24 protein-coding genes are annotated in these 22,992 nt (G+C 59.5%); 4 read left to right on the forward strand and 20 right to left on the reverse strand.

The window, feature by feature from the left end; genetic code table 11:
* Positions 1–197 precede the first annotated feature (197 nt).
* From P0111_11890 to P0111_11910, 5 genes are all read right to left on the reverse strand, one after another.
* Complete coding sequence (locus P0111_11890; protein ID MDF0644727.1) at positions 198–437, reverse strand: hypothetical protein; 240 nt, start codon at positions 435–437, stop codon at positions 198–200.
* Positions 427–561 carry a hypothetical protein gene (locus tag P0111_11895; GenBank protein ID MDF0644728.1) on the reverse strand — a complete coding sequence of 45 codons (135 nt, stop codon included), beginning with the start codon at positions 559–561 and terminating at the stop codon, positions 427–429. The genes P0111_11890 and P0111_11895 overlap by 11 nt, the downstream gene beginning before the upstream one ends.
* A 274-nt stretch (positions 562–835) precedes the next feature.
* Positions 836–1,987: an acyltransferase gene (locus P0111_11900; GenBank protein MDF0644729.1), complete on the reverse strand. Its 1,152-nt coding sequence runs from the start codon at positions 1,985–1,987 to the stop codon at positions 836–838.
* 91 nt (positions 1,988–2,078) lie between these two features.
* Positions 2,079–2,846 (reverse strand): GDSL-type esterase/lipase family protein, encoded by a 768-nt coding sequence (locus tag P0111_11905; protein ID MDF0644730.1) that lies wholly within the window; start codon positions 2,844–2,846, stop codon positions 2,079–2,081.
* A gap of 264 nt (positions 2,847–3,110) precedes the next feature.
* Positions 3,111–3,473, reverse strand: coding sequence for an STAS/SEC14 domain-containing protein (locus tag P0111_11910; GenBank protein MDF0644731.1), 363 nt, complete (start codon positions 3,471–3,473; stop codon positions 3,111–3,113).
* A 1,265-nt stretch (positions 3,474–4,738) separates the two neighbouring features.
* Between P0111_11910 and P0111_11915 the strand changes: the two genes are divergently transcribed.
* From P0111_11915 to P0111_11925, 3 genes are all read left to right on the forward strand, one after another.
* A complete protein-coding gene (locus tag P0111_11915) occupies positions 4,739–4,963 on the forward strand; it encodes a hypothetical protein (protein ID MDF0644732.1) in 225 nt (74 codons plus the stop codon).
* Positions 4,964–5,478: 515 nt separating this feature from the next.
* The gene (locus P0111_11920; GenBank protein ID MDF0644733.1) at positions 5,479–7,107 is read left to right on the forward strand and encodes an Eco57I restriction-modification methylase domain-containing protein; all 1,629 of its coding nucleotides are present in this window, start codon (positions 5,479–5,481) and stop codon (positions 7,105–7,107) included.
* Entirely contained in the window at positions 7,097–7,897 is an 801-nt protein-coding gene (locus P0111_11925; GenBank protein MDF0644734.1) for a PaeR7I family type II restriction endonuclease, read from the forward strand. Before P0111_11920 ends, P0111_11925 begins: the two co-directional genes overlap by 11 nt.
* A gap of 50 nt (positions 7,898–7,947) precedes the next feature.
* Here the strand turns inward: P0111_11925 and P0111_11930 are convergent, their stop codons facing one another.
* The 5 genes from P0111_11930 to P0111_11950 form a co-directional block, all read right to left on the reverse strand.
* A complete protein-coding gene (locus P0111_11930; GenBank protein ID MDF0644735.1) occupies positions 7,948–9,555 on the reverse strand; it encodes an SUMF1/EgtB/PvdO family nonheme iron enzyme in 1,608 nt (535 codons plus the stop codon).
* The gene (locus P0111_11935; GenBank protein MDF0644736.1) at positions 9,552–10,334 is read right to left on the reverse strand and encodes a DUF3365 domain-containing protein; all 783 of its coding nucleotides are present in this window, start codon (positions 10,332–10,334) and stop codon (positions 9,552–9,554) included. Before P0111_11935 ends, P0111_11930 begins: the two co-directional genes overlap by 4 nt.
* Positions 10,335–10,468: 134 nt before the next feature.
* Positions 10,469–10,981, reverse strand: a complete 513-nt coding sequence (locus P0111_11940) for a hypothetical protein (protein ID MDF0644737.1) — start codon at positions 10,979–10,981, stop codon at positions 10,469–10,471.
* A 49-nt stretch (positions 10,982–11,030) separates the two neighbouring features.
* Positions 11,031–11,408: a hypothetical protein gene (locus P0111_11945; GenBank protein ID MDF0644738.1), complete on the reverse strand. Its 378-nt coding sequence runs from the start codon at positions 11,406–11,408 to the stop codon at positions 11,031–11,033.
* A gap of 437 nt (positions 11,409–11,845) precedes the next feature.
* A complete protein-coding gene (locus tag P0111_11950; protein MDF0644739.1) occupies positions 11,846–12,154 on the reverse strand; it encodes a tetratricopeptide repeat protein in 309 nt (102 codons plus the stop codon).
* A gap of 58 nt (positions 12,155–12,212) precedes the next feature.
* Here P0111_11950 and rnhA point away from each other — a divergent pair, with 58 nt between their 5' ends.
* Entirely contained in the window at positions 12,213–12,698 is a 486-nt protein-coding gene (rnhA, locus tag P0111_11955; GenBank protein MDF0644740.1) for a ribonuclease HI, read from the forward strand.
* A gap of 15 nt (positions 12,699–12,713) precedes the next feature.
* Here rnhA and P0111_11960 read toward each other — a convergent pair whose 3' ends face one another.
* The 10 genes from P0111_11960 to P0111_12005 form a co-directional block, all read right to left on the reverse strand.
* Positions 12,714–14,552, reverse strand: a complete 1,839-nt coding sequence (locus tag P0111_11960; protein MDF0644741.1) for an ABC-F family ATP-binding cassette domain-containing protein — start codon at positions 14,550–14,552, stop codon at positions 12,714–12,716.
* Positions 14,553–14,624: 72 nt separating this feature from the next.
* Positions 14,625–15,407, reverse strand: a complete 783-nt coding sequence (locus P0111_11965) for a CBS domain-containing protein (protein MDF0644742.1) — start codon at positions 15,405–15,407, stop codon at positions 14,625–14,627.
* Between the two features lie 88 nt (positions 15,408–15,495).
* Positions 15,496–16,920 carry a multiheme c-type cytochrome gene (locus P0111_11970; protein MDF0644743.1) on the reverse strand — a complete coding sequence of 475 codons (1,425 nt, stop codon included), beginning with the start codon at positions 16,918–16,920 and terminating at the stop codon, positions 15,496–15,498.
* Positions 16,921–16,951: 31 nt separating this feature from the next.
* Positions 16,952–17,980: a cytochrome b N-terminal domain-containing protein gene (locus P0111_11975; GenBank protein MDF0644744.1), complete on the reverse strand. Its 1,029-nt coding sequence runs from the start codon at positions 17,978–17,980 to the stop codon at positions 16,952–16,954.
* Positions 17,981–18,093: 113 nt separating this feature from the next.
* A complete protein-coding gene (locus P0111_11980; protein MDF0644745.1) occupies positions 18,094–18,540 on the reverse strand; it encodes a ubiquinol-cytochrome c reductase iron-sulfur subunit in 447 nt (148 codons plus the stop codon).
* A 3-nt stretch (positions 18,541–18,543) separates the two neighbouring features.
* A complete protein-coding gene (locus P0111_11985; protein MDF0644746.1) occupies positions 18,544–19,710 on the reverse strand; it encodes an ammonium transporter in 1,167 nt (388 codons plus the stop codon).
* Complete coding sequence (locus tag P0111_11990) at positions 19,710–19,940, reverse strand: hypothetical protein (protein MDF0644747.1); 231 nt, start codon at positions 19,938–19,940, stop codon at positions 19,710–19,712. Before P0111_11990 ends, P0111_11985 begins: the two co-directional genes overlap by 1 nt.
* Positions 19,941–19,957: 17 nt before the next feature.
* A complete protein-coding gene (locus P0111_11995; protein ID MDF0644748.1) occupies positions 19,958–21,298 on the reverse strand; it encodes an ammonium transporter in 1,341 nt (446 codons plus the stop codon).
* Positions 21,299–21,624: 326 nt separating this feature from the next.
* On the reverse strand, positions 21,625–22,065 hold the full coding sequence (cynS, locus tag P0111_12000; GenBank protein ID MDF0644749.1) for a cyanase: 441 nt from the start codon (positions 22,063–22,065) through the stop codon (positions 21,625–21,627).
* 55 nt (positions 22,066–22,120) lie between these two features.
* A complete protein-coding gene (locus tag P0111_12005; protein MDF0644750.1) occupies positions 22,121–22,990 on the reverse strand; it encodes an ABC transporter ATP-binding protein in 870 nt (289 codons plus the stop codon).
* Between the last annotated feature and the right edge of the window lie 2 nt (positions 22,991–22,992).

The raw sequence follows: 22,992 nt of genomic DNA on the forward strand, positions 1-22,992 counted from the left end.
GGGGTCGGGAGTCATTTCTAAACCGACCGTATTATTTTAAGACTCCCGACCCCTTTTCATCGACCCCTTTTCATCTGCCTCAGCCAGTTGGGCGACACCGCCGTGGGCCTCCGCAATCACCGCGCTTTTCGAGTTCGGCGCGAAGGTGTAGGCGTTCCGGCGCGTGACCCGTTCCGGCGCCGTGTCCGGCGGCAGGATCAGGTCAAGTCAACCGAGACGGCCGCCGATGCGGGAACAATAGGCGACGGTGCTTCCGCGTAGAGGGTCTGGGTTCCGGCGGCAAGCGCGGCCCCGTCGATCCACATGAGTTCGTTCCCGGCGGCATCGAGGACAGTCTCGCTCGACAATGTCACCGGTTCGTCGAATACGCTGACGACGAGAATTTCGTACTCGACATGGTTCAGTGCCGCCATCGCCATGGACAACCTACGCGTCATGAATCGGCCCGACCAAGATCGCAGTCGGCCGGCCAGGCTCCTCGGGCGACGCGGTTGACGCAAGAGCGAGGACGGCGACCGCCACGAAACTGATGCGCATTACTAGAGTCTCCGTTGATTTCATCGACATGTCCTCCTGATCCACCTATGCATTCAAGAGTCGCGGCACGAGCGTTCACCCGACATGTATAGTCTCAACCGAGCGTGAATCGCTTGCATGGACAACGACGGATCCATTGGCATCATCAATTAGCTTAGGCTTGGTCATGCGGCTTTCCGTACAAGTTTCCCAACTCAGCGACCTGTCAAAGCTCGCTGGTGTCACCAAGTGGAGTCGTCTTGTCGCTTCCGAGGGAACCCTCTGGCCTGAACTCCATCATCTCCTTGGCATCGATCGGTCAACCAAGCCCAGGGACAACTGATCGGCCGGCCTGGCGATGCCTCAGGAATTGCTTGCCGAGACTGATGCTGGGGATTTCGATGAATCTGTAAAGGAGCCACGCAAGAGATAGTATCGGCAACCACGCACCCATACAAAGCAGAACAATCATGAACGGGTGCATATCGCTCCCAAAGACCGCAGGGAAAGCCTGTCTCCGGAGCCATGACAAGATCGGTTGGTGAACGAGGTACATACTATAGCTCGCAAGGCCAACGGTTCGCATATGCCTTACTACGAAGTGAGAAAGGAAGGTCTGAGACAGCGGACGCACCAGGAGATGAGCTATGACAGTCCCTGTCGCGAGCGCGGCGAACTCCCACGTAAATGGCGCAAGGGGCTTCAGAATGCCGCTGAGGATGGTGAGGGATGGCCAAACCCACATGGGACATCTTGAGAGCACACTTCTCCGACCCTGCAGGAAATCATCGGCGAGTTTTGCACCAAGCGTCCAGGCGAACCAATACCTCAATGGACTGTGCCATAGCCAGGAAGGGAGCGGGAGCATTGTGCCTTCAAAATATCCTTGCAGAACAGAATAGGCCTTGATCGCCAACGCGACAGAACCCGCCAACCAGAGGCTAGAAGCCCAACCAAATCTTTGCGCCATGAGAACCAACAGAGGGTAGAGGGCATATAGCTGAACTTCAACGGCGATGGTCCAAAACGAAGGATTGAGCGAGAAAAATGAAGCCTCGTCCAGATTATTAATAAGTAGTACATGAGTCACCAAGTCCCTCGTTGTCGCCGGCGCCGGGTAAGGAGTGATGACGAAAGTAAAGAGCACAACAGCGATACAGTAGGGCGGGTAGATCCGGAAGAAGCGCCGGAAGAAGAATCGGTGGAAATCTCTTGTCTGGTCTCGTTCATAGCTCAAATGGATGCAGAAACCACTTAGCACGAAGAAAATGGCGACGCCCACCCAGCCATACGTAAAGGGAAACAGCAGAAAGTACGAGATGCCGTTGTGAACAATATCCACAAACCATCGGCCCCATTGCGGGGAGTCGCTCGCGAATGTTTCTCCAAAAACATGGAGACAAAAAACCATCGCGATAGCCACGCCTCGCAAGTGATCGAGAAACTCTATGCGTTGATGTTCTTCGTTCATCGTTGAGCGTTCCTGATTACCGCGCCTCCGACAATATCGTGCCTATCTACTTCGTCTTTCGAATTGGAACTACGGGTATGGGACTCTCGCTTCACTCGCCAAGCAGCGTCTTGATCATGGTTTCCATGCCGTCGGCCCACACCTGGTACCCGCGCTCACTGAGGTGCAGGTAATCGGGCAAGAGCTCTCGAGAGGCATGTTCCTGTTCATCCAGAAAGCGCCGGCTGAGGTCCAAGAAAAAGACCCGCTGGCTATCGGCGAAGTGACGGATGCGCTCATTGATGGCCGCATTCAACTGACGCAGATGGTCAGCTCCTGAGGCACCACGAGGAAATATGCCCAACAGCAGAATTTTTGTGCCTGGGAGGCCCATGAGTAATGTTCTGAGAATCGCCTCTATGCCTGCGGCGGTCTCCGCCGGAGGATCGTGACGATGCCCCGAGTTGTTGGTTCCAATCATCAGCACGATCAGTTTGGGGGTAATCCCCTCGATCTCCCCATGGTCCAAGCGCCACAACACGTGTTCGGTGCGATCCCCTGCGAATCCCAAATTCACGGCACGGCGTCGCTCATAATACTCGTCCCAAACGGAGCGACCCTTACTTGCCCATCCTTGTGTAATGGAGTCTCCAATGAACAGGAGGCCAACATTACCTTGGCGAATGCGTGCGAGTACATGTTCGTGTCTGGTTGTCCACCAGGACTCGGCCTGAGGAGCAGGTACGACCGCCGCCGGTTTGCCTTCAGGAACCGATGCATGGATAAACGGGGCAAGAGCCGTTTCCGCTTGAACGATGCCGCAGACCAGCGCCAATTCTGCGTAGACTTGAGCGCCACCTAACACCAGAAGTACAATCACGAGCTGACGTGTCGTTGGAAAACATCCTCGGTTCCAGGACCGCTCTTCGGCACTGGGGACCATTTTCGCTTTGCAGCAGGCCATGGGGTCTCCGAATTGAGGGGGACTTTGGGGTCGATCCGGTCCAACCGACAAGGATGACAAAATACACCTCCACCACAGATAGCCGGTCTTCAATTTCTCCCAGGGAACGGCGTCGGCATATCGAACCGCCGCGTGTGATCGCTCGCTGCTGAACTCCCCTGCCTGTTGCGGACTTTCGAATCACTCCCGCAACCAGGCAAGCGCGGCATGGCGCTCATTCGCGCTAAAGTGCCGAACCTCGGCTTGGACGAAGTGTTTGGCGATTTGTGGAGCGATCGAAAGAATGGCGCTATCGGAGACGGCGGCCACCTTCCCGATGGATCGGTGATGGTCGCGAACAAAGCGCATGTGCGACATGAGCGCAGCAAAGCTCTCCCAGCCTGGAAACGACTCGGCCTGGATCATGACGCCTCGCAAGGTTCCGTTTTGCTCGATGTACGGGTCCACTGATCTGGCCACTGCTTCGAAATCCCCAGCCGCAATCGGTCCGTCCGGATGGATGAGCAGGATACCTTCGTTGCCAAGAAGCTGATGGACGAGCATGATCGCCTCCTTATGGCTCGGATACGAAGGATGCCCATTTTAGGACTGTGCTCTCTCCGCGGCAAGCTCCCACCAGCGAACCCCCAAACGGCCGGACTACTTCTCTGAGAGCTTCGAGAGTTTTCTCTGTCTCCTCGGGCTCGGTGTGCGGACATCGTGCTAGGAACCGCCGGAGGTCCCTAATGCGCAGAGTCGCGGTCTTGGATGAGTTCGGCGATCAGCGTGAACGCCATGAGTTCAACTTCGTAGAAGTTTTCAATGTTTGAGAGCACAGCAACCGTCACCGGCTTCCCTGCAGGAGTCAGAATGCGCAACGCTATTGACGTATAGCCTGGCCCGACACCGCAACGTCACGGACTCGACAGGCCGGAGGCTCAAGATAGAGCTGCAGGCGTTGGGTTAGCCTCGCACTAATTGACATGACAATTCATGGTCTCCTGGCCCATTGCAGCTACACATCGACGAACCTGCTCTTAAATCAGTCGGCTCACGCGTCGTGAAAGCAGAGGACTTCCAACGGTTATTGGTCGAAGAGCAAGTAGAACCGCCTCCCGAAACGGACAGCATGCTACTGAATCTTTCTTGGAATTCGTCGGATTGGATTGGATCCAGGGGGCTGCAACGTCATGTCCGTCTATGTCAGATGCTTCGTTGTACCGCCAGCACTTTGGTGAACGACAACGGCACAAGCACTTCCTGCGGCCCTTGGCACTCACCTTGCTCAGTCGGTATGGCTAAGAGGACCGACCATGAGCCCACAATCCACCGCCAGCGCACAGGATTCGGAGTCCGGCCTTCTCATGCGCCTGTGGAGATGGTTCGTGTATGACGCAGTGGAAGCAGACGCGATTTGCTTGTGTCCGTGCCACTTAGGGGCAGCCATCCATTGCGTCGCCTGTCCTTGTCAGACCTGCCCTGTTTGTTGGCGTTGTATCAAACGAGGAATGATGAAGCAACACGGCCGGCAGTGTAGGCGACCAAGACAAGCGGGCAACGGAGGAACACGTTGTCAGGAGCCGTTTCGTGACGTGCAGCGGCGGTCCTTCCAGACTGGTTGACTGCTCCCTTCCCCTGCAATACTCTGACAACCGGAATTCTAATGCGTCTGGCGCTGCTGTTGTCTACTTCATGATGGCACCGTTTGTTCGACTCGAAGCTGTTACACGAAACAACCGCCTGGAGATGGTTGCGAGGTACGAGACGCCTTTGCAGTCGCAGGCGGTTGGGTCATCGACTTCCATGAATTTTCCAATCTTAGTCTCTGCGTGAATTTCGAAATTCCGTTCCCGAATATTGCCAAGCTCGTGGCAAGCCTTCGATCAACCGGACTCGATATCGATCTGGAAGACCACCCCGGCCTGGTGGGGGATACTTCAGCCAGCGTGACTGTCGGTGAACCCTTGGAGTCCGATGCGGTGGGGACACTGCAGATCACCTTTATCCACAGTGAACCAGATCTTGTCATTCCTGTACCGCCCATTCCAGAATAGGATCAATCGGGTGCATTGAAAGGATGAAGGACTTGCGGCTCCGGCGGCATCTCACCAGTGCATGTCGCCGGCAAGCCCTTCCATCCTCCCATGCCGGAGGGGAAGGGAGTAGCATGCTAAAGCCTCGCTGCTTGTGCCACTGCTCGATCTTCCATCCTCCCATGCCGGAGGGGAAGGGAGTAGCAAGCTCGGCGGGAGCATGCTATTGATGACCCGCCGCATGTCGCAGGGAAGCCAATCCTCTCGTTTATCCCGCATGGAACATGAGACCGGCAAGATTGGAAAAGCGTCCAGCTAATGAATGTATTCTGAAGCGTAACCGGCACGCTTGCACAAGTCGTGGTTACCGCTTCTTGAACGGAGCTTTTGAAGAGATTACTATTCGGATGCTTCCACGCAACTCGTTCTGGTAATTCGAGGGCTTAGTGGCCAACGACCGAACCCATTCATCAGTTTCGACTCAGGGCATTCAACTCCAGCTCCTCGAGCCATCCCAGCCTTCGGTCCCTGTCGGCTTGGCCGAACCGAAAGGAGTCGTTTACACCAAGCGATGGGTGGTGGAATTGATGCTGGACCTATCCGGTTATTCTCCACAGGAAAACCTAGTCGACATGCTCGCGATCGAACCGGCGGCAGGTGAAGGTGCATTTCTAGAGCCGATGATCGAGCGTCTTCTTGATTCTTGTCAGCAGTTTGGGCGGAATCTCTCCGAGTGTCGTCACTCTCTGCTCGCTTATGAGGTGGATGAACCAAGCGCGGCGCGCGCTCGGCTGTTAGCCACGCGAATCCTCTTGCACCACGGAGCGGACAGAACTTTGGCTGAAGAATTGGCGGGAGAATGGGTGGTCACGAAAGACTACCTTTTCGACGTGAGCAACCAGCTACAGGCCGACTTTGTCATCGGCAACCCCCCATATGTGCGACTGGAAGATATCCCGGAAGACACCGCAACCGTGTACCGAAACATGTATCCGACCATGCAAGGGCGCGCTGACCTTTATGTGGCATTCTTTGAAGCGGCTCTTCGACAACTGAAGAGCGGAGGGGTCTGTGCATTCATCTGCGCGGACCGTTGGATGAGGAATCACTACGGCGCGAAACTTCGACAACTCATTACCTCCGCGTACGACGTAGAAGTGATCTTGAGCATGCACGAAGCCGATGCCTTTCACGATGCGGTAGACGCCTATCCAGCGATCACGATCATCCGACACACCAAGCAGAGGATGGCCGCCGTCGCAAGCGCGGGACCAGAAATAGAGAACCTACCGCCAAATCAGTTGGCCGCAATCATTCGTGGAGGGCAGCAGACATTCCTTCCTCCCTCAACCTGTCTACGGTTGGCTCACGTACAACAGTGGTTCAAGGGAACGGATCCATGGCCCTGCCATTCACCCGAGCAACTCACCTTACTTCGAAGGCTTGAAGATCACTTCTCTCAGCTAGAGACCAGTGCGAAGATCGGAATTGGCGTAGCGACCGGCAATGACGGCATCTACATCACGCCGGATGATAGGTTAGTTGAAACTTCTCGCCTGCTCAAGCTTGCTCTTGCAAAAGACTTGTCCAGCGGCGAGCTACAGTGGTCCGGACACTATCTTGTCAATCCCTGGGACAGCGACGGATTGGTAGACCTGACCCGGTTTCCGAAGCTCAAAGCCTACTATGAAGCCCATGCTGCGGATCTGAAGAAACGTCATACTGCGGAAAAATGTACAAGGGGATGGTATAAGACCATCGACCGTGTGAATCACGAACTCCTCGCGAAGCAGAAGCTGTATATCCCAGACATCAAGAACACGCTGGAGCCAGTCTTGGATCGCGGCGAGACGTATCCGCACCACAATTTGTACTTTGTGCAATCAGACGAATGGGACTTGGAAGTCCTCGGAGGACTTCTTCTGTCCGCCCTCGGACAATTCTTTGTGGAATCATACGGAATCCGCATGCGAGGTGGATACTTGCGCTTTCAGGCTCAATATCTTCGTCGAATCCGAGTTCCTCAGCCAGCCGCCGTAGCAGCTAAACATGCTCGCGAACTGCGAAAGGCCTTTCATCGCCGCGATCGACAACTCGCGACCGAGATAGCATTGCAGATATACGGAATCGAAAGGAGTCTTATGGAGGCCGCGCTTGAACATTGAGCAGAGACTACATGTGGCCGTCCAAAGCTACTGGGACGCTAGGAGGAAGAATAGGGAGAAGCAGGTTCAATCTGGGAAAGTCGATGCAGGATCCAGGGGCGAGGTGACAGGCGGCACTCAGATGGGTGCGTTGGAGGTTTTGGTTTCTGACATCCTCTGTGAGGCTGGGTTAAAGCGACCCGATGTCAGGACAAGAACAGCACTGGAGCTTCCTGGGTATTTTCGAGCCACAAAGAAGTGGGATCTGATCGTTATATCCAACGGAGCACTTGTTCTTGCAATGGAATTGAAGTCTCAAGCCGGCAAGTCCATTGGCAACAACGTTAACAATCGATCTGAAGAAGCGGTGGGCAGTGCAAAAGATATATGGACAGCCTTTCGCGAAAGTCGTTTCGGACAATGTCCACCTCCCTTTCTCGGTTACCTGTTCTTGCTCGAAGATCGCGACAACGTAAAAGCCCCTGTCGGCAATAAGGAGCCGTACTTTCAGGTTGATCCGGAGTTTCGCGGGAAGCTTCTCAAAACGAAGGGCCAGTCACAGTATGAAGGCGTATCCTACAGCAGGAGATACGAACTGTTATGTCGTCGTTTAGTTCTTGAACGGCTCTACACTTCGGCCTGCTTCCTCATGGCGACAAATTCCGCTAAAACCAAGATAACGCAACCCGCCCCCGACTTAACCTTCCGACGATTTGTAGCTGCGCTTCAGGGCCATGTTGTCACGTTCCTTGGAAGCCAGGAGGGAAAGGGCGTGAGACAAGTGAAGCGACACCCCGCGGATGTGCGGTAGTCTCTGACGGCGCTATTCGGCGGTCAGACGATCCGGCGACACCACCCAGTTCAGGACCCATCCTGCGCACAGCGGAACCCGAGCGAGGGGCCCCAATACGTCATGTCATCCCAACCCCGGTAGCTGGCGCGTAACTCGAGCGGACGGTCGCTGGGTTCGCCCCCGCGCAGCACGCGGAACGTCCCCCTGGCTGGACCTTGCGGGTCGCGACTGGGGGACGATCGATAGAAGTCGTCTGCGTACCAGTCATTCACCCATTCGGACACATTCATGACGAGATCAGCCACACCATACGGAGAGCGTGCAAAATCCATGGTGCCGACCGGAGCCGTTCCGTTCTTCGCCCGCTCTGCGAGGCGCGGCCTTGCCTTTGCCACCTCATCGGTATTGCCCCAGGGATACAGCCGGCCGTCGATCCCGCGGGCCGCCTTTTCCCATTCGGCCTCCGTCGGCAGCCGCTTCCCGAGCCATCCGCAATAATGGCGGGCCTGCGCCCACGTCACATTGGTCACCGGGTGATCGGCCATATTCGGATCGTCATAGGCGGAGTGATCTTTAGGGGGAGTGCAGCCTCCGCTCTCCACGCATCGGCGATACTGCCGATTGGTCGCTTCGTGGCGGTCGAGCCAATAGGTGCTCACGTACACGCGATGCATGGGACGCGCATCCGGCAAGCCGTCCTCGGCGCCCATCTGGAATTCTCCCGAGGGAATCAGCACCATCCCTTCCGGGACGGTACCCCCCTGCTGAGTCAATCGCTGCAACTGTTCCTGCTGCTCCAGCCTGAGCTGCTCGTTGACTTGCTGAATCGACGCCTGGTCCGGAGCGGAGTGCCGGGGAGCGCGGCTTTCTCCCGTCGGCTGAGCGACGGGTGACGAGGCGATCTCGGGCCGTTTGACGGCGTCGGCCGGAGCCGGCATGACGGACGGTGGAGCCTCCGCACCACGGGCAGTTTCGATTCTGACGGTCGTCCGGACGACCATGTCGGCAAGGCGATCCTGCTCCGCGGTCTTCCCCCTCTTTGCCTTCCGGCCATTGCGACCCTTCCCGACCATACTGAAGTCGAATCCCTCGATGTTCGCGAGTAGCGGCGTGGCATAACTGACGGGAACGGCGAAGGCCATGCCCTCGGGGACAATCCCGGAGGGATGCGAGAATTTGGTCGTCAGGATGCCGATCAGCTCGCCCTGTGTGTTATACAACGGGCCGCCGCTGTTTCCCGGATTGATCGCCGCATCGACTTGAAACACGCGCTGCACCCCTTTGGTCCGCACGGCCGCAATCCGCCCTCGTGTCACCGAAACCTCCCGCAATCCGAACGGAAAGCCGACGGCGACCACTTCCTGATCCAGCCGCACTCCGCCCGCATGACCAAGCGCGGCTTCGGTCAAGCCTACCGTTTCCGCTTTGAGCAGGGCCAGGTCATGTTCTGGATCGGTGCTGACCACAATCGCCGCGGCGCGAACTTCGCCCGAGGTGACCACAATCACCCGGCGGGCATTGGCGATGACATGTTGGGCGGTCAGGATATAGCCATCGGAATGCACGATCACCCCGCTGCCGGCCGGCCGTTCGGCCGGTCCCGCCAAACGGTCCGCCGCAACAGCGGCGGCCGTCCACATCAGCATCACTCCAAGAGAAAGGGCCACGCGTGTCATGGTGAAAGGGGGATCATCACACTGATAGCGCCGGCATTCTGTCCGAGTTTCAATCCTTCCCGCGCATACCCCGTCTTGTCGAGCGAACCCTTCGGTTCGCCATGGCATTCCAGGCACTGGCGGGTCATGTACAGCGGAAACATGAGTCTGAACACCCCGCTCTTGGTCGTGACTTCGCTCATCGCCTTTTCACGAGGATAATCGGGAGCGGCGAAGAGTTCCAGAGACGACCGTTCGACCGCATCCGGCGCATTGGCTGGATTTCTCGGAGTCAGAGCCGTTTGCTTCATCCGGATGCCCGTCCGCTCAGCAAAGCGCCCGCCCACGCGCAACCCGAATACCGCGGGAATCAGCCTCGACTGCGCGGCCGGGCGATTGATGTCCGCTTGAGCCTCTTTTACGACCTGCTTACTCGCGGTGAGCAGATCTTTGAGCCATATTTTTCCGGCGCGCGGCACACGGGCCGAGTCCAAATCGGCGAGATCGAGGCCCGACCTCGTACGGAAGATCTCGATGAGCTGTCGCTCGAACGCCTCAGGCGTAAAGCCTTTGTCCACCTTCACCGGGTCGTCGAACAGGGGTTGGTTTTCATTGATGACGGAACGCCCGGAATCGAGCAGGATGGCCAACAGGCGGGCACTCTGTTCCAAATCGAGGATGGTCTGGAAGGGAAGGCCGTCATCCGAACGACTCCGTTCGGCAGCGGCCGATTCGCCCACTGGTACCTGAGCGGCAGCCAGCACGACTGCTGCGGCGACCCACCCCAGACGGCTCGCCATACGGTCGTCCTTGCGTTAAGAAGCCACCCGCTTCCCGGCTCCGCCGGTCCTGCGATAGGACCGGCGGAGCCGAACAAGGAAATCGTACGGACACCCTTCCATCAAGTCAAGCGACGAACCGGCCCCTGTGACGATCAGCGTGGGCGGTCACGATAGATATCGATCATCACGTTGTCCGCATCCAGCTCGAGCGTGACCGGAGCGCCTTCCGGAAGCGTGGACAGTTTGGTTCCGACTAACGTATCCACTTCGAATGTGGCCGTCCCCTCCGGGGTGGAGAGCTGAATCTCGTGCCAGTACGGATCGGCATACCGAACGGTGCCGACCAGAAACCGGTGATCGGGGAAGTACCGATCCGTGCGGGAGACATCGATCAGAACATTGCCTGAGTCAACCAACAGATTCACGGCGTCGCCCACCTTGGCATCATGCAGCCCGACACGGTCGGCTTTCATGGGACTGACGACCCTGGGCTGCAGATTGACGTCGCTTCGGACGAACAACATTCCCGACTCGATCTTGGAGATCACCCCGCTGAATCCATAGTGCGCGCCGAGAATGATGTCCTGGGATTGTTCCGCTCGGACCGGCGCGGCAAGACACACCGCCATCAGCCCCAGAAGCGCGGTTCGATGATAGTGTTGCATGGGACACCTCCTCTGTGTCCGCACCATTCCTCCGGCAACAGGCATGGTGCTAATAGCTCGTATCCCCCAGACCGGCCGGACCGGCAGGAACGGCAATACCGTATTCCTGAATCGGCGTCACCATCAGGGAGAAGTTGTACAGCTCGTCGGCCGCCACGTCACTGATCCCGAAGTCGCGGTGCCGGAGCATCCTGAACCACTTGCCCATTTCCATCCGTACCGCCTGACCGTCGCCACGGCTCACTGCGTCATGCACCTTATTCAGCTTTTGCTGGTACGGTTCCCAGTTCGCATTGGGATAATTCGCCATGGTGAACGACAGTGAACTGTTGATCTCATCAACCCAGGCTGTCTCCGCCCAGGCCGTGCCGACGGACAGACAGAGCAGCGCGCCGGCCATAAGGACCGCAGCAATCGCAACTTTCATGACACCCTCCTTTCCGGGTTACCCGGCGGGGCAGACCATTCGTGCGCTACCCCGCGGGCGCGGATGTTTGACGAAACCGACCGCACACAACACGGCAGGGTCACGGCTGAAACTGAAACAGGGGAAGAAGGACGGAGAATCCGCTAACGAGGCAATCTGGTGAAGGAAATGTCGGGGCGAGAAGAGACCGCACTTGCCATGTTCATCATCATGGATCACTGCTCCATCGATGTGCATGGCCACCACCTCGCGGATGAGGCGGTCGAATCAGGGAGTACTCTACGCCTGGGCTCCGAACGGGTCAAGCACCAGAAAACCCGCTCCCAGGCGACACGAAAGCAGACACGGCATCCGGCTGTCGATGCACATTCGAACGAGTCGGCCGTGAGGCTCGGCCACGATACACCACGGCCGAGCCTCGATCGACGGCTCCCGATTCACATCTTGACGTGCTTCTTGAGAATTTCGGAGTTCTGGATGTCTGGATTGTTCTTCCCCAGCTCTTGCGCCTTTTTGAAATGCTCGATCGCTCCCTTATGGTCGCCCGTCTTATCCAACACCAAGGCGACGTCATAATGGGCTTCGGTCGATTGCGGATCGGCTTGGGCCGCTGCCGTGAAATGCTTCTTGGCCTCATCCATGTGCCCCTTCTCGTAATGCATAATCCCTTCGGCCACATGGGTTTCGCCCTTCGACCCGGCCGCAGCCTTGAGCGGCGATGGAATTGACCTTTGAGCACCGGACACGTACTCTCTCGAACTTCCGGACTCCGAGGCATCATCATAATACACGAGGGCGAGACGGATGATTGAAATCTATGCGGACGGCGCCTGCAGCGGGAATCCCGGTCCGGGGGGTTGGGGCGTGCTGCTGCGCATCGGAGCCATCGAGAAGGAACTGTGCGGCGGTGAACCGGCCACGACGAACAATCGCATGGAGCTGCGCGCCGTGATCGAAGCCCTGCAATCGTTTCCGGAACCGATGGAGGCGCGTGTCTATACGGACTCGCAGTACGTGCAGAAAGGCATCAGCGAGTGGATTCACAGTTGGAAGCGTCGCGGCTGGAAGACGGCCGGGAACGATCCGGTGAAGAACGAAGATCTCTGGCGACGCCTCGATGCGCTGGCCGCCCGCCATATTCTTAAATGGCACTGGGTCAAGGGTCACGTCGGCCACCCGGAGAACGAACGGGCGGACGCCCTGGCTCGTGCCGGTCTTGAACAGGCGCGGCGCGCCGGGGATCGATCCGACGACGAGTCGGACTTACCGTCGAGCGGCCGGCTATTTTAGACGTCTGTTCGTCGTTCAGCCGCCGCCGGCGCCCTGCACCCGCTTCTCTTCCAATTCTGCCCAGCGGGCATAGAGTCGCTCGACATCGGCCTGCGCCGCATGCAGCGCCGCGAATCGCTCTTGTAGCTGCACGGCAGACGAGGCGATCGCCGGATCGTTGGCTGCCGCCTCGCGAACCGACACGGTACACTCCGCTTCGAGAATCACGGCCTCCATCGTCTCCCATTCCTGGCGCTCGCGGTAGGACAACCCCTTCCGTTTCTGAGGGCCGGCCGGTGCGGCCGCTACAGCCGCCTCCGAATGCGGCCTCGTCTCCTGATCCGACGCTCGCTCCCGTCGCAGCTCGGCTGTTTCCCACTGGGTATAGTCGGCAAACCAGTCGGCGCGCCCCGAACCGTCCAGCGCGAGCAGTCTGGTCGAGACGCGATCCAGCAGCCAGCGGTCGTGCGTGACCAGAACGAGCGCTCCGGCAAACTCCAGTAGACTGTCTTCCAGCACGTCGAGCGTGGGAATGTCCAGATCGTTGGTCGGCTCGTCGAGGATCAGCAGATCGGCCGGCTCCAGCATCAGGCGGGCGATGAGTAGGCGCGCCTGTTCACCTCCGGAGAGGCGCGAGACCGGCAGATCGAGCTGCTCCGGCCTGAAGAGGAAGCGTTTGGCCCAGGAGATCACATGAACCGACCGCTCTTGATACACGACCGCATCCCCGGCCGGCGCCAGCGCCCGCCTCAGCGTTTCGTCCTGATCCAAGGAGTCCCGGTGCTGTTCGAACGTGACCACACGAAGCCGATCCGCGCGGATGAGAGTCCCGCGATCCGGCTCCAGCGTGCCTGCCAACATCCGCAAGAGCGTCGTCTTGCCGCTCCCGTTCGGGCCGAGCAGGCCGATTCGTTCTCCCGGCCCGAGCAACAGATCCAGATCCGACACGATCGGCCGGCCGCTTAACGATTTACCGAGGCCGGACGCCACAAGCAGCTGTTTCGATTTTCGTCCGGAGGCGGAGAAGTCGATTGCCGCCGCGGCCCGCCGGCGGCGGTCTTCGAGCGTCTCCAACTCCTCGATCATCCGGCCCGCCGCGTCGATCCTGGCCTTGGCCTTCGTCGTTCTGGCTTTCGGCCCACGCCGCAGCCATTCCACCTCGCGCCGGACGCGATTGGCGAGCGACGCCTGATACTCGGCCTGCGATTGGAGGACGGCATCGCGCTGCTCCAAGAAATCACTGTACCGACCTTGAGACTCAAAGAGGCCGCCCGGATAGACGCGATTGAGTTCCCAGATCCGCGAGGCGACGGATTCCAGAAACCGACGGTCATGACTGACGAAGAGACAGGCGCGGGCCTCGTCCCGGAGCAGGGCTTCCAGCCAGAGAATCCCCTCGAGATCGAGATGATTCGTGGGCTCATCCATGAGGAGGATGTCCGGCTCCGTGAGCAGAGCCCGTACGATCGCCAGGCGCTTCTTCCACCCTCCAGACAGTTCGGCGACCGGCTGATCGGCGCGCGCAAACCGTCCCAGACCGAGGGCCCTGGCGATCCGATCGCTCTCTTCGTGAGCATCCAGTCCGTCGGCGATCAACGCCGTCGCCAGAGTCTCCTCCACAGTGTGTCCGTCGGGAAACGCCGGTTCCTGAGCCACATACCCGATACGCGTGTGGCGCCGAAGCGATCGCGATCCGTCATCCGGCTCGACAAAGCCTGCCAGAATCTTGAGTAGGGTGGACTTGCCGGACCCGTTGGGACCGATAAGCCCGACGCGGTCACCGTCGTTGAGCGTGAGCGACAAGTCGGAGAAGAGGGCCTTGACGCCGTAGCGCTTGCCGAGAGATTCGCAGCTTAACAGTAAAGTCGGCGGCATGGTCGGTGCTGGGTTCCGAGGGTGATGGAATCGGCGGGCGGACGATCCGCCCGCCATGCGGCAATGGAGGTATCAGCTGGTGGGAGAACCGGTCACATCCTCGTAGGCCCGCAGCACGTCGGAAATCGACAGGACCCCGATGATCGTCCGATCGGCCGTCACGGCGAGGTGGCGGATCCTTTCCTGTTTCATCAACCCGATGGCGTCCGAGATCGGCTCGGTCTCCTCGATCGAGACGACCGGTTTGCTCATGCAGGCCAGGACCGCGGTCGTATTCGGATCAAGCCCCTTGGCGACCGCTTTCCGGCTCAGGTCGGAATCCGTCACGATCCCGATGTACCGCGAGCCGTCGTCCACGATGAGGGAGCCCACTTTGTATTTCTGCAGCAGTTTTCCCGCTTCCTTGATGGTCGCGGCGCGATGAATGCTGTGGACTTCGTGGGACATATAGTCCTCCACGGTCCGCTTCCCCATGACGCGGCCGTTGGCGCCCGGATTCCGTTTGGCCTGTAGACGATAGCGCATCTCCAGATCGGCCAGACAGCTTTCGAGCACCTGCCTGCGCTGCTGCAGGCTTTCCCGTTCGACGTCGTGCGTCCCGTTTTCCTGGGCTTCCTCCGGCAAAATCGCCGCTTCGCCGATCTTGGCATAGAAGTAGGCTTCCAGTTCATCGGACGCTTGGCCGTAGACCTGGCTGATCAGCTCTTCGGCGGCCTCATCGAACTCCTCCAGCGGCATCGAGGGTCGTTTGCGCGACAGAAACGTTTGAAACATCCCCAGATGCTTGCGAAACCTCGCCAGATACCGTTCCAGAATGTCCGCCCGCTGCAACCCGGTCCTGCTTCGTCTAGGCATAGCGTCATCGTCTCCAGTGTGGGGTAGCAGAATAACGCATCGGACCGGTCCGCTCAAGGGGACTCAGCCCCTCGGCGGCAGATTTCGATCAACTGCCGCCGCGTTTGCCCTGCATCTCCTTGTCGTAAAACTCCAACATCTGGGCGATGTCTTCCTTGCTCATGCCCCGTTCGATCCACCGGTGCCCTTCATTGCGCAGGAGGTCCTCGGCCACCTGCGGGGACAGGTCGCGGACCAGCGGCAAGAACTTCGTATAGAAGCTCTTGGCGACTTCGTAAAAGCCCTGCCAGTGGACATAATCGGGGGCCATCTTCGAGAGTCCGTGCCTGGCCCTACGTCCCTCGTGATGCCACAGCTCGTAGAACACCCATTCGATCTTTTCATCGTACGGCGTGGGCGTGATCTTCTTCATGGCCGTCAGCTTGTCCATCGCCTCCTTCGCCGGCTTGCCGAACTTGTCGTTGTACAAATTAATCCCTTGATCCATCGACGTAAAGAACCGCTCGACGATCTGCTCGCTGTGACAGGACGCGCAGACCTGCCTCATGGCTTTCCGCCTATCTTCGTGATTCTCGAGCCTCGTTGAGACTACCGGACGGAGGGTCCAGCTGATCCGGTCTCCCACATCGTGCGTCACTTCTTGAGTTCCGGTCGCGCTCATATGGCAGGTGGCACAGGTCGGATAGAGATAATTCTTACCAGGCTGCCACTTCTCCGTCGGGTCGGCGAGCTTCATTTTGTCCTTGTTCGCCTCGTAAAGCACGCCGTGTTTGCTCTCATAATAGGCTTCGATCTGCGGATGGTCCGGTCCCATGTGACACCGGCCGCAACTTTCCGGCTGCCTCGCCTGGGCGACGGAAAAACTGTGCCGCGCGTGGCAGGCCGCGCAGGTTCCCTTGGAGCCGTCGGGATTCACCCGCCCGATCCCGCTGTTGGGCCAGGTGGACGGATGCAGTTTTCCCTTCTCCATGACTTTCACCACGCTGCCATGGCAACCGGCGCATCCGGTGGTCACGACCTCCGGCCCCTCGACGACGTTGCCGAGAAAATTGTCCAACGACCCGGTGAACTGCGCTGCCTTGGCGTGGTGGGATTTGCCGAATTCCTTCGCCTCCCGGTCGTGGCAACGCATGCAATCCTTCGGGGTCACCAGGGTCGAAATGAGAAATCCTTCGTGGTCGTACGCGTCGGCCTCGCCGTGTTCGGCCCGATGACACTCCACGCATCCAATGCCCTTCGGCGCATGACGGCTGACCTTCCAGTCGTTGATCAGGCCGACCCCCACGTCTTTCGCCGTATGGCAATCTATGCACTTCTTGTTGTCGGCCGACACAAATGGTCTGACGCCGCCGCCGCGACGCTCCTCGACCTGGACGTACCCGACGCCGGTCAGCGCCAGAAAGAGCACGAGGCACAGTCCTCCGATCATGTATCGCGTGAAATTCTTCCTGCCGTCGCTCGCATGCGCGGATGCGCCGGAATCCTCGCCTGGCACCGTCACGGGCTCGTCCATGTGGGTCCTCCTACCTCCTGTGTCTCTGTCGTTACCCCTGCAAGTCGAGATACATCAGCACCACCATCGCTCCGACCGCCGTCGCGGCGACCGCCCCGTTGATGAACGTCATGGGCCATCCGCGCTCGGCCAGTACACGGTCCACGAACGGATACAGCACGAACAGCCCGGCGCCGGCCATGAGGCTCCACAGGGCCATCGGACCGGGCAGCAAAGAAATCCACATGAACGGCGCTGAGAAATACCAAGGAGGCGAGACATCGGACGCGACCTCCTGGAGATTGGCCGGAGGGCCGAGCACCGGAGGAAAGATCATGACCAGGTCCACCATGAACAGGAGCAGCCCCACGGCGACGGCGCCCATCTTCATCGTATGTTCGGGATAGAACTGGTGATACTCTCGGCTTCCCGGCACCGTTGTGAAGCCCAGTAATCGCACCGTGACCACGTGCCCGAGCGCCAGTCCTCCGAGCAACACCGGCAGCAATTTGGTATGCAGATCGTATAGGCGGAGGAGCGTCACCCCGGAGACCTCCTCGCCGCCTCGCAGCAGGTGCAGCAGGGGTCTGCCGATGATCGGCAGCGTCCCGACCATGTTGGTGACGACCGTCATGCCCCAATACGAGACGTTGTCGTAGACCAGCGAATAGCCGGTGAATCCCATCGCCAGCGTGACGAACAGCACGATGGAGCCGCTCACCCACTTCAACTCGCCGCCGGACTGATAGGCCCTGGTCATGAACACCCGAATCACGTGGAAGAGCAAAAACAGAATCATGAGGTCCACGGACGTCTTGTGCAGGCCTCGGACGAACCAGCCCAGATAGATCTCATGGGTGATCCGATCGACGCTCTCGTAGGCCTGGTCTGAAGCCGGCACATAGTAGAACGTCAGCAACAGTCCGGTGGTCACCAGAATCCCGAACAGCGTCAGCGGAATCGCACCCAAAGTATAGGGCCACCATTCCAGATGCTCCGGCAGATCCTTTTGGATGTAGTCCACCCAAGTCTTACCCGTGCCGACATCACTGTTTTCAGTTTTTACGGTCTCTACAGCCATCGATACGATCCTCAAGTTTTTAGTGTTCAGTTGTGCGTTCTTAGTTTGAGAGTTCGGAATTCCGGTCTTGCCGCCACTCAACACTCACAACTTACAATTCAAAACTGTTCGCATTACGCGCTTTTCACGTTCACGTACAGTTGGTCGCCGCGCTTGACGATGTCGAGCCGATCAAGCGGGCGCGGCGGCGGTCCGCTGACATTGAGTCCGGTCTTGTCGAACGTCCCCTGATGACAGGGGCAGATGAACTGTCCCCGCTCCCGATTCCAGGACACGAGGCAGCCCAGATCGGTGCAGCGCCGGGAAAAAGCGGCGACGCCCTCATCCGTCCGGAGCACCAGAATCTTCTGGCCGCCGAGGTCCATCGGAACCGCTTCGCCCAATGGGATGCGGGACTCCGACCCGATCAGCACCGTCTCCGGCTGACGCGGGGCTCCGTTCGGCAACAGAAACTGGAGAAAGCGCAGACCGAGCGCGCCCATCCCGAACACCATCCCGAATCCCATCACCGCCTGGCTGAGGAACCGGCGGCGGCCGACGTCGTCGTGAATGATCGCCATGAGTTACCCCGTATAGCCTTTCTCTCCATGTTGGTGGAGGTCCAATCCCATCGTCTCCGCCTCGTCGCCCGCGCGGGGAGCGATGAGGGGCATGAGTCCCTTCAGCAAAAGCCAGGTCCCGCCGCCGGCCAGCGCCCAGGTGGCGCAGACCGCGACGACCTGGACGAAGAACTGATAGGGGTAACCGAAGAACAGCCCGTCGCTTCCGGCGGCGTTGACCTCGGTCGAGGCGAACAGACCGGTCGCGACCATCCCCCAGGTTCCCGCAACGCCATGCATCCCGAACACGTCCAGCGAGTCGTCATAGCCCAGAATGAGCTTCACGTAATTTACGACCATGTAGCAGAGACTCCCGGCCCCGACGCCGATCACCAACGCCGACGCCGGACTGACGTACGCGGCCGCCGGCGATACCGCCACCAATCCGGCCACGGCCCCGCTCACGGCCCCCAGAGCAGTGGGCTTGTCACGTTGGAGCCACTCCGCCACGGCCCACGAGAGGCCCGCGGCGATGGCCGAGAGGTGGATGGCCACGAAGGCGCCCGTCACCGTGGTCATCGGCGCCGACCCCGCTGCGCCGGTGAAGCCGAACCAGCCGACCCACATGAGTCCCGCGCCGCAGAGGGAAAGGGGCAAATGATTGGGCATCATGTCGATCCGTCCGTAGCCCTTCCGCGGTCCGATCACCAGGGCCAGGACGAGCGCGCTGACACCGGCGCTGATGTGGATGACGGCCCCGCCGGCGAAATCCAGGCATCCCAACGCGGCCAACCAGCCGTTTCCCCAAATCCAGCGTGCCAAGGGCACGTAGACCACCCCGATCCAACAGAAACCGAAGAGGAGAAAAAAGGCAAAGCGAAGCCGCTCGACGATGCCGCCGGCGACCAACGCCAACGCAATCGCCGCCATGATCCCCTGGTAGGTGGACCACAAGGGCCCGATCGCGGCTTCGCCGATGGGCGCTTCCATCTCCCGTCCCAACCCCGTGACGTTCGTCACAAGCGCCCACTCGATGGAGGCGAGCGCGAGGGCGGTGAACGGCAGCGCGATGGTATTCATCACGTTCTTCTTCCGCACCATGCCCCCGTAGAACAGCGCGATGCCGGTGACGGTCAGAACCAGCAGCGTCGCCGAGACCAGCAACCACAAGGTGTGCACGGCCTGTGACATCACCGCGGTCTTTCCACCAGCGAGACCAGATACTCGTGCGTGGCCATCAACTCCAAATTCACCTCCTGGATCCGACTCAGATGATCCACGGCCAGCAGCACCTGTGACCAACTCATATCCGGAAGGGAACACAGACTGTCGAGCGTCTGCGGACCCTTCTCACGCAATATGCCTAGGAGACGTCCTTCACAGGTGGTTGCGTCGAAGCTTTCTTCCTGCATGATCGTCATACCCCCTCCTTTCAGCCTCATGAATAGGCCCGCTCGTTGTGCTGGCTGAGATCCAATCCCATGCGTTCTTCATCCGGTTGGACGCGCAATCCGATGACTCGATCCACCGCCTTCAGCGCGGCCCACGTACCAGCCGCGGAGAACAGCCCCACGACCGCCACCGTCAGCGCCTGAGCGGCAAAGAACTCCGCGTTGCCGACGACCAGCCCGTCGGCCCCGGCCGGATTCACGGCCTTGGAGGCCAGCAGGCCCGTCAGCAGCATGCCGACCACACCGGAGACGCCGTGAATGCCCACCACGTCCAGCGAGTCGTCATAGCCCCACTGTCCCTTCTTCATGATCGCAAGGTAGGACAAGCTCCCGGCCGCCAGCCCCATCAACAGGGCAGACAACGGGCTCACGTATCCCGCCCCGGGCGTCACCATCGCCAAGCCGGCAATCGCCCCGCTCGCGAGGCCAAGCACGGTCGGCGTCCCGCGGTGCCGCCATTCGACCGCCGTCCAGGTCAGCGCCCCCGTCACGGCCGCCGTGTGGGTCGCCACGAACGCCACCACGGCCGTGTCATTGGCCCCTAGCGCGCTCCCGGCATTGAATCCAAACCAGCCGAACCACAAGAGACCGGTCCCCAGCAGCACCAACGGCAGGTTATGCGGCGCCATGTAGTCCGTGCCGTATCCGTGGCGGGCTCCCAGCACCAGGGCGCAGACCAATGCGCTGACGCCTGAACTCATGTGCACCACCGCGCCGCCGGCGAAGTCCAAGGCGCCCAACTGCGCCAACCATCCGCCGCCCCACAACCAATGGACGATCGGACAATAGACGCCCAGAGACCAGAACAGGGAAAAGAGCAGGACCGCACTGAACTTCATCCGCTCGGCAAACGCGCCGGTGATCAGGGCCGGGGTGAGGGCCGCAAACATCAGTTGAAACACCATGAACGCCTGATGCGGGATCGTGGGACCGTAGACGGCGTGGGGAGTCAGTCCGACCCCGGCCAGACCGAGCCAATCAAGCCCGCCGATCACGCCCCTCACATCAGGGCCGAACGCCAGACTGTACCCGACGACGATCCACAACAGGCTGACGGCGCAGAGAATGGCAAAACTTTGCATGATCGTGCCCAGCACGTTCTTGCTGCGGACCAGCCCGCCGTAGAACAACGCCAGACCAGGCACGATCATCGTCAACACCAGCGCGGCTGATACGAGCACCCAAGCCGTATCCGCTCCGCTGATCATCAGCGTTTGGGGCGGTGGCGGTGATTGCGCCCAACTCCAGCCAGGCCACCATCCCACCCCTGCCCCGACCGCCACCCCCAACCCCGCCGTCACTGCACGCTTCCCAGTCATGTGTACCATCAACCGCTCCTTTATCTCGCCGCTTTCCCGCTTATTCGCCCGCGCGATTCGCTCGATGGCCTACGCGCCATGGCCCAGAAACACAAAAGGCGTCCGACATTCCACGGTGAATGCGGACGCCTTTGTCCGTGTGCCTTTTCTGCCCTGGAAGAACCGAAGACGACGTTGTCTCAGTTCATCCCTCTGTTGTCAGCCATGGTTTGGGAACGGCTGACAACGCTGTGCGACTCTTTCGTTCAGTATGCTCCTTCTAAAGACGCAGAGGCATCCCAAAAGTTCCCCGTCCGGCAGACCGATCCAGGGCCGGACCATTCGGATGGACTCCATCAAAACGTTTTGTATTCAAGCCATTTCCCATTCAGCGTGATCTTGCAGCGCGCTTCCCCCTGACTGCCGGTCACTTTCTCCATGTCGAGCGTAAAATCGATCGCGCTCATGATGCCGTCACCGAACATCTCGTTGGCCTGCTCCCGCATCGAATCGCCGTAGACGCCGATGATTTCCATCAATCGGTACTTGAATGGATCGCTCGCGTTCGGATAATCCGTGCGAACGGGAAACTTGCTCAACGAACCGGTCAGGTCTGCGTCCAGTCCCAATAATTCTCCAACCTTCTTTCCCTCATCGGGCGGCAATTTGTGATTTCCTTGCAGCACGGCCGCGACGAACGTGGGATTCCTGCCGATCGTGGTCGCGATGTCGGCAATCGTGAGTTTCTTGGCCAGCCGCCTGGCCTTAATCGCCTTTCGCACGGATTCCTTGTCCATGTGACGCCCCTCCTCGAGCGATGTGATGACCCTCTCTCATCAGTATTCCGATGCTTCAACCGGCCGCCACCCGTTCCTCTTCAAAGTTCACGACCACGGGATCTCCCGACTCCGGGCGCTCATCACCCGAGCCGTCGTGGCCTCCATGCTTCGCATGACGCACCAGGAAGTGGATGATATGGTTTCTGATCTTGTAATAATGCGGGTGGTCGATGATCGTTGCCCTCAACCGCGGCCGCGCAATCGAGACCTGCACCATCTCGGCGATCCGCGCCTCCGGCCCGTTCGTCATCAAAAGAATTCGGTCCGACAACAGAATGGCCTCGTCCACGTCATGCGTCACCATAAAGACGGTGTTCCGCGAGGTATTCCACATCTGAATCAGCTCTTCCTGAATCACCCCCCGCGTCAACGCATCGATCTGAGCGAACGGCTCGTCCAACAGCAACACTTTCGGTTCGATCGAAAAAGCGCGCGCCAACCCCACCCGTTGCTTCATGCCGCCCGAGAGCGCGGCCGGCCGCTTGTTCTCGGCGCCCTTGAGCCCGACCAGGGCGATGTACCTCGTGACATGCGCCGACACCTGTGCGGCCGTCCAGTCCGGATAGGCGGACCGCACTGCGAGGGCGATGTTTTCGAACACCGTCATCCACGGCATGAGCGCGAAGTTTTGGAACACGACCATTCGGTCGAGCCCAGGTCCGCAGGCCTCCCGGCCATTGAGGATGACGCCGCCTTCCGAGGGCGTTTCCAATCCGGCGATGATGTTGAGCAAGGTGCTCTTCCCGCAGCCCGAGTGGCCGATCACCGTGACGAACTCCCCCTTGTCGATCTTGATCGTCGCATCCTTGAAGATGCAGACCTGCCCCGCGCCGGACGGGTTGGGAAAAAACTTGCTGACGTGATCGATTTGGAGAAAAGCCATGG

The sequence above is a fragment of the Nitrospira sp. genome, assembly GCA_029194535.1.
GTDB lineage: Bacteria > Nitrospirota > Nitrospiria > Nitrospirales > Nitrospiraceae > Nitrospira_C.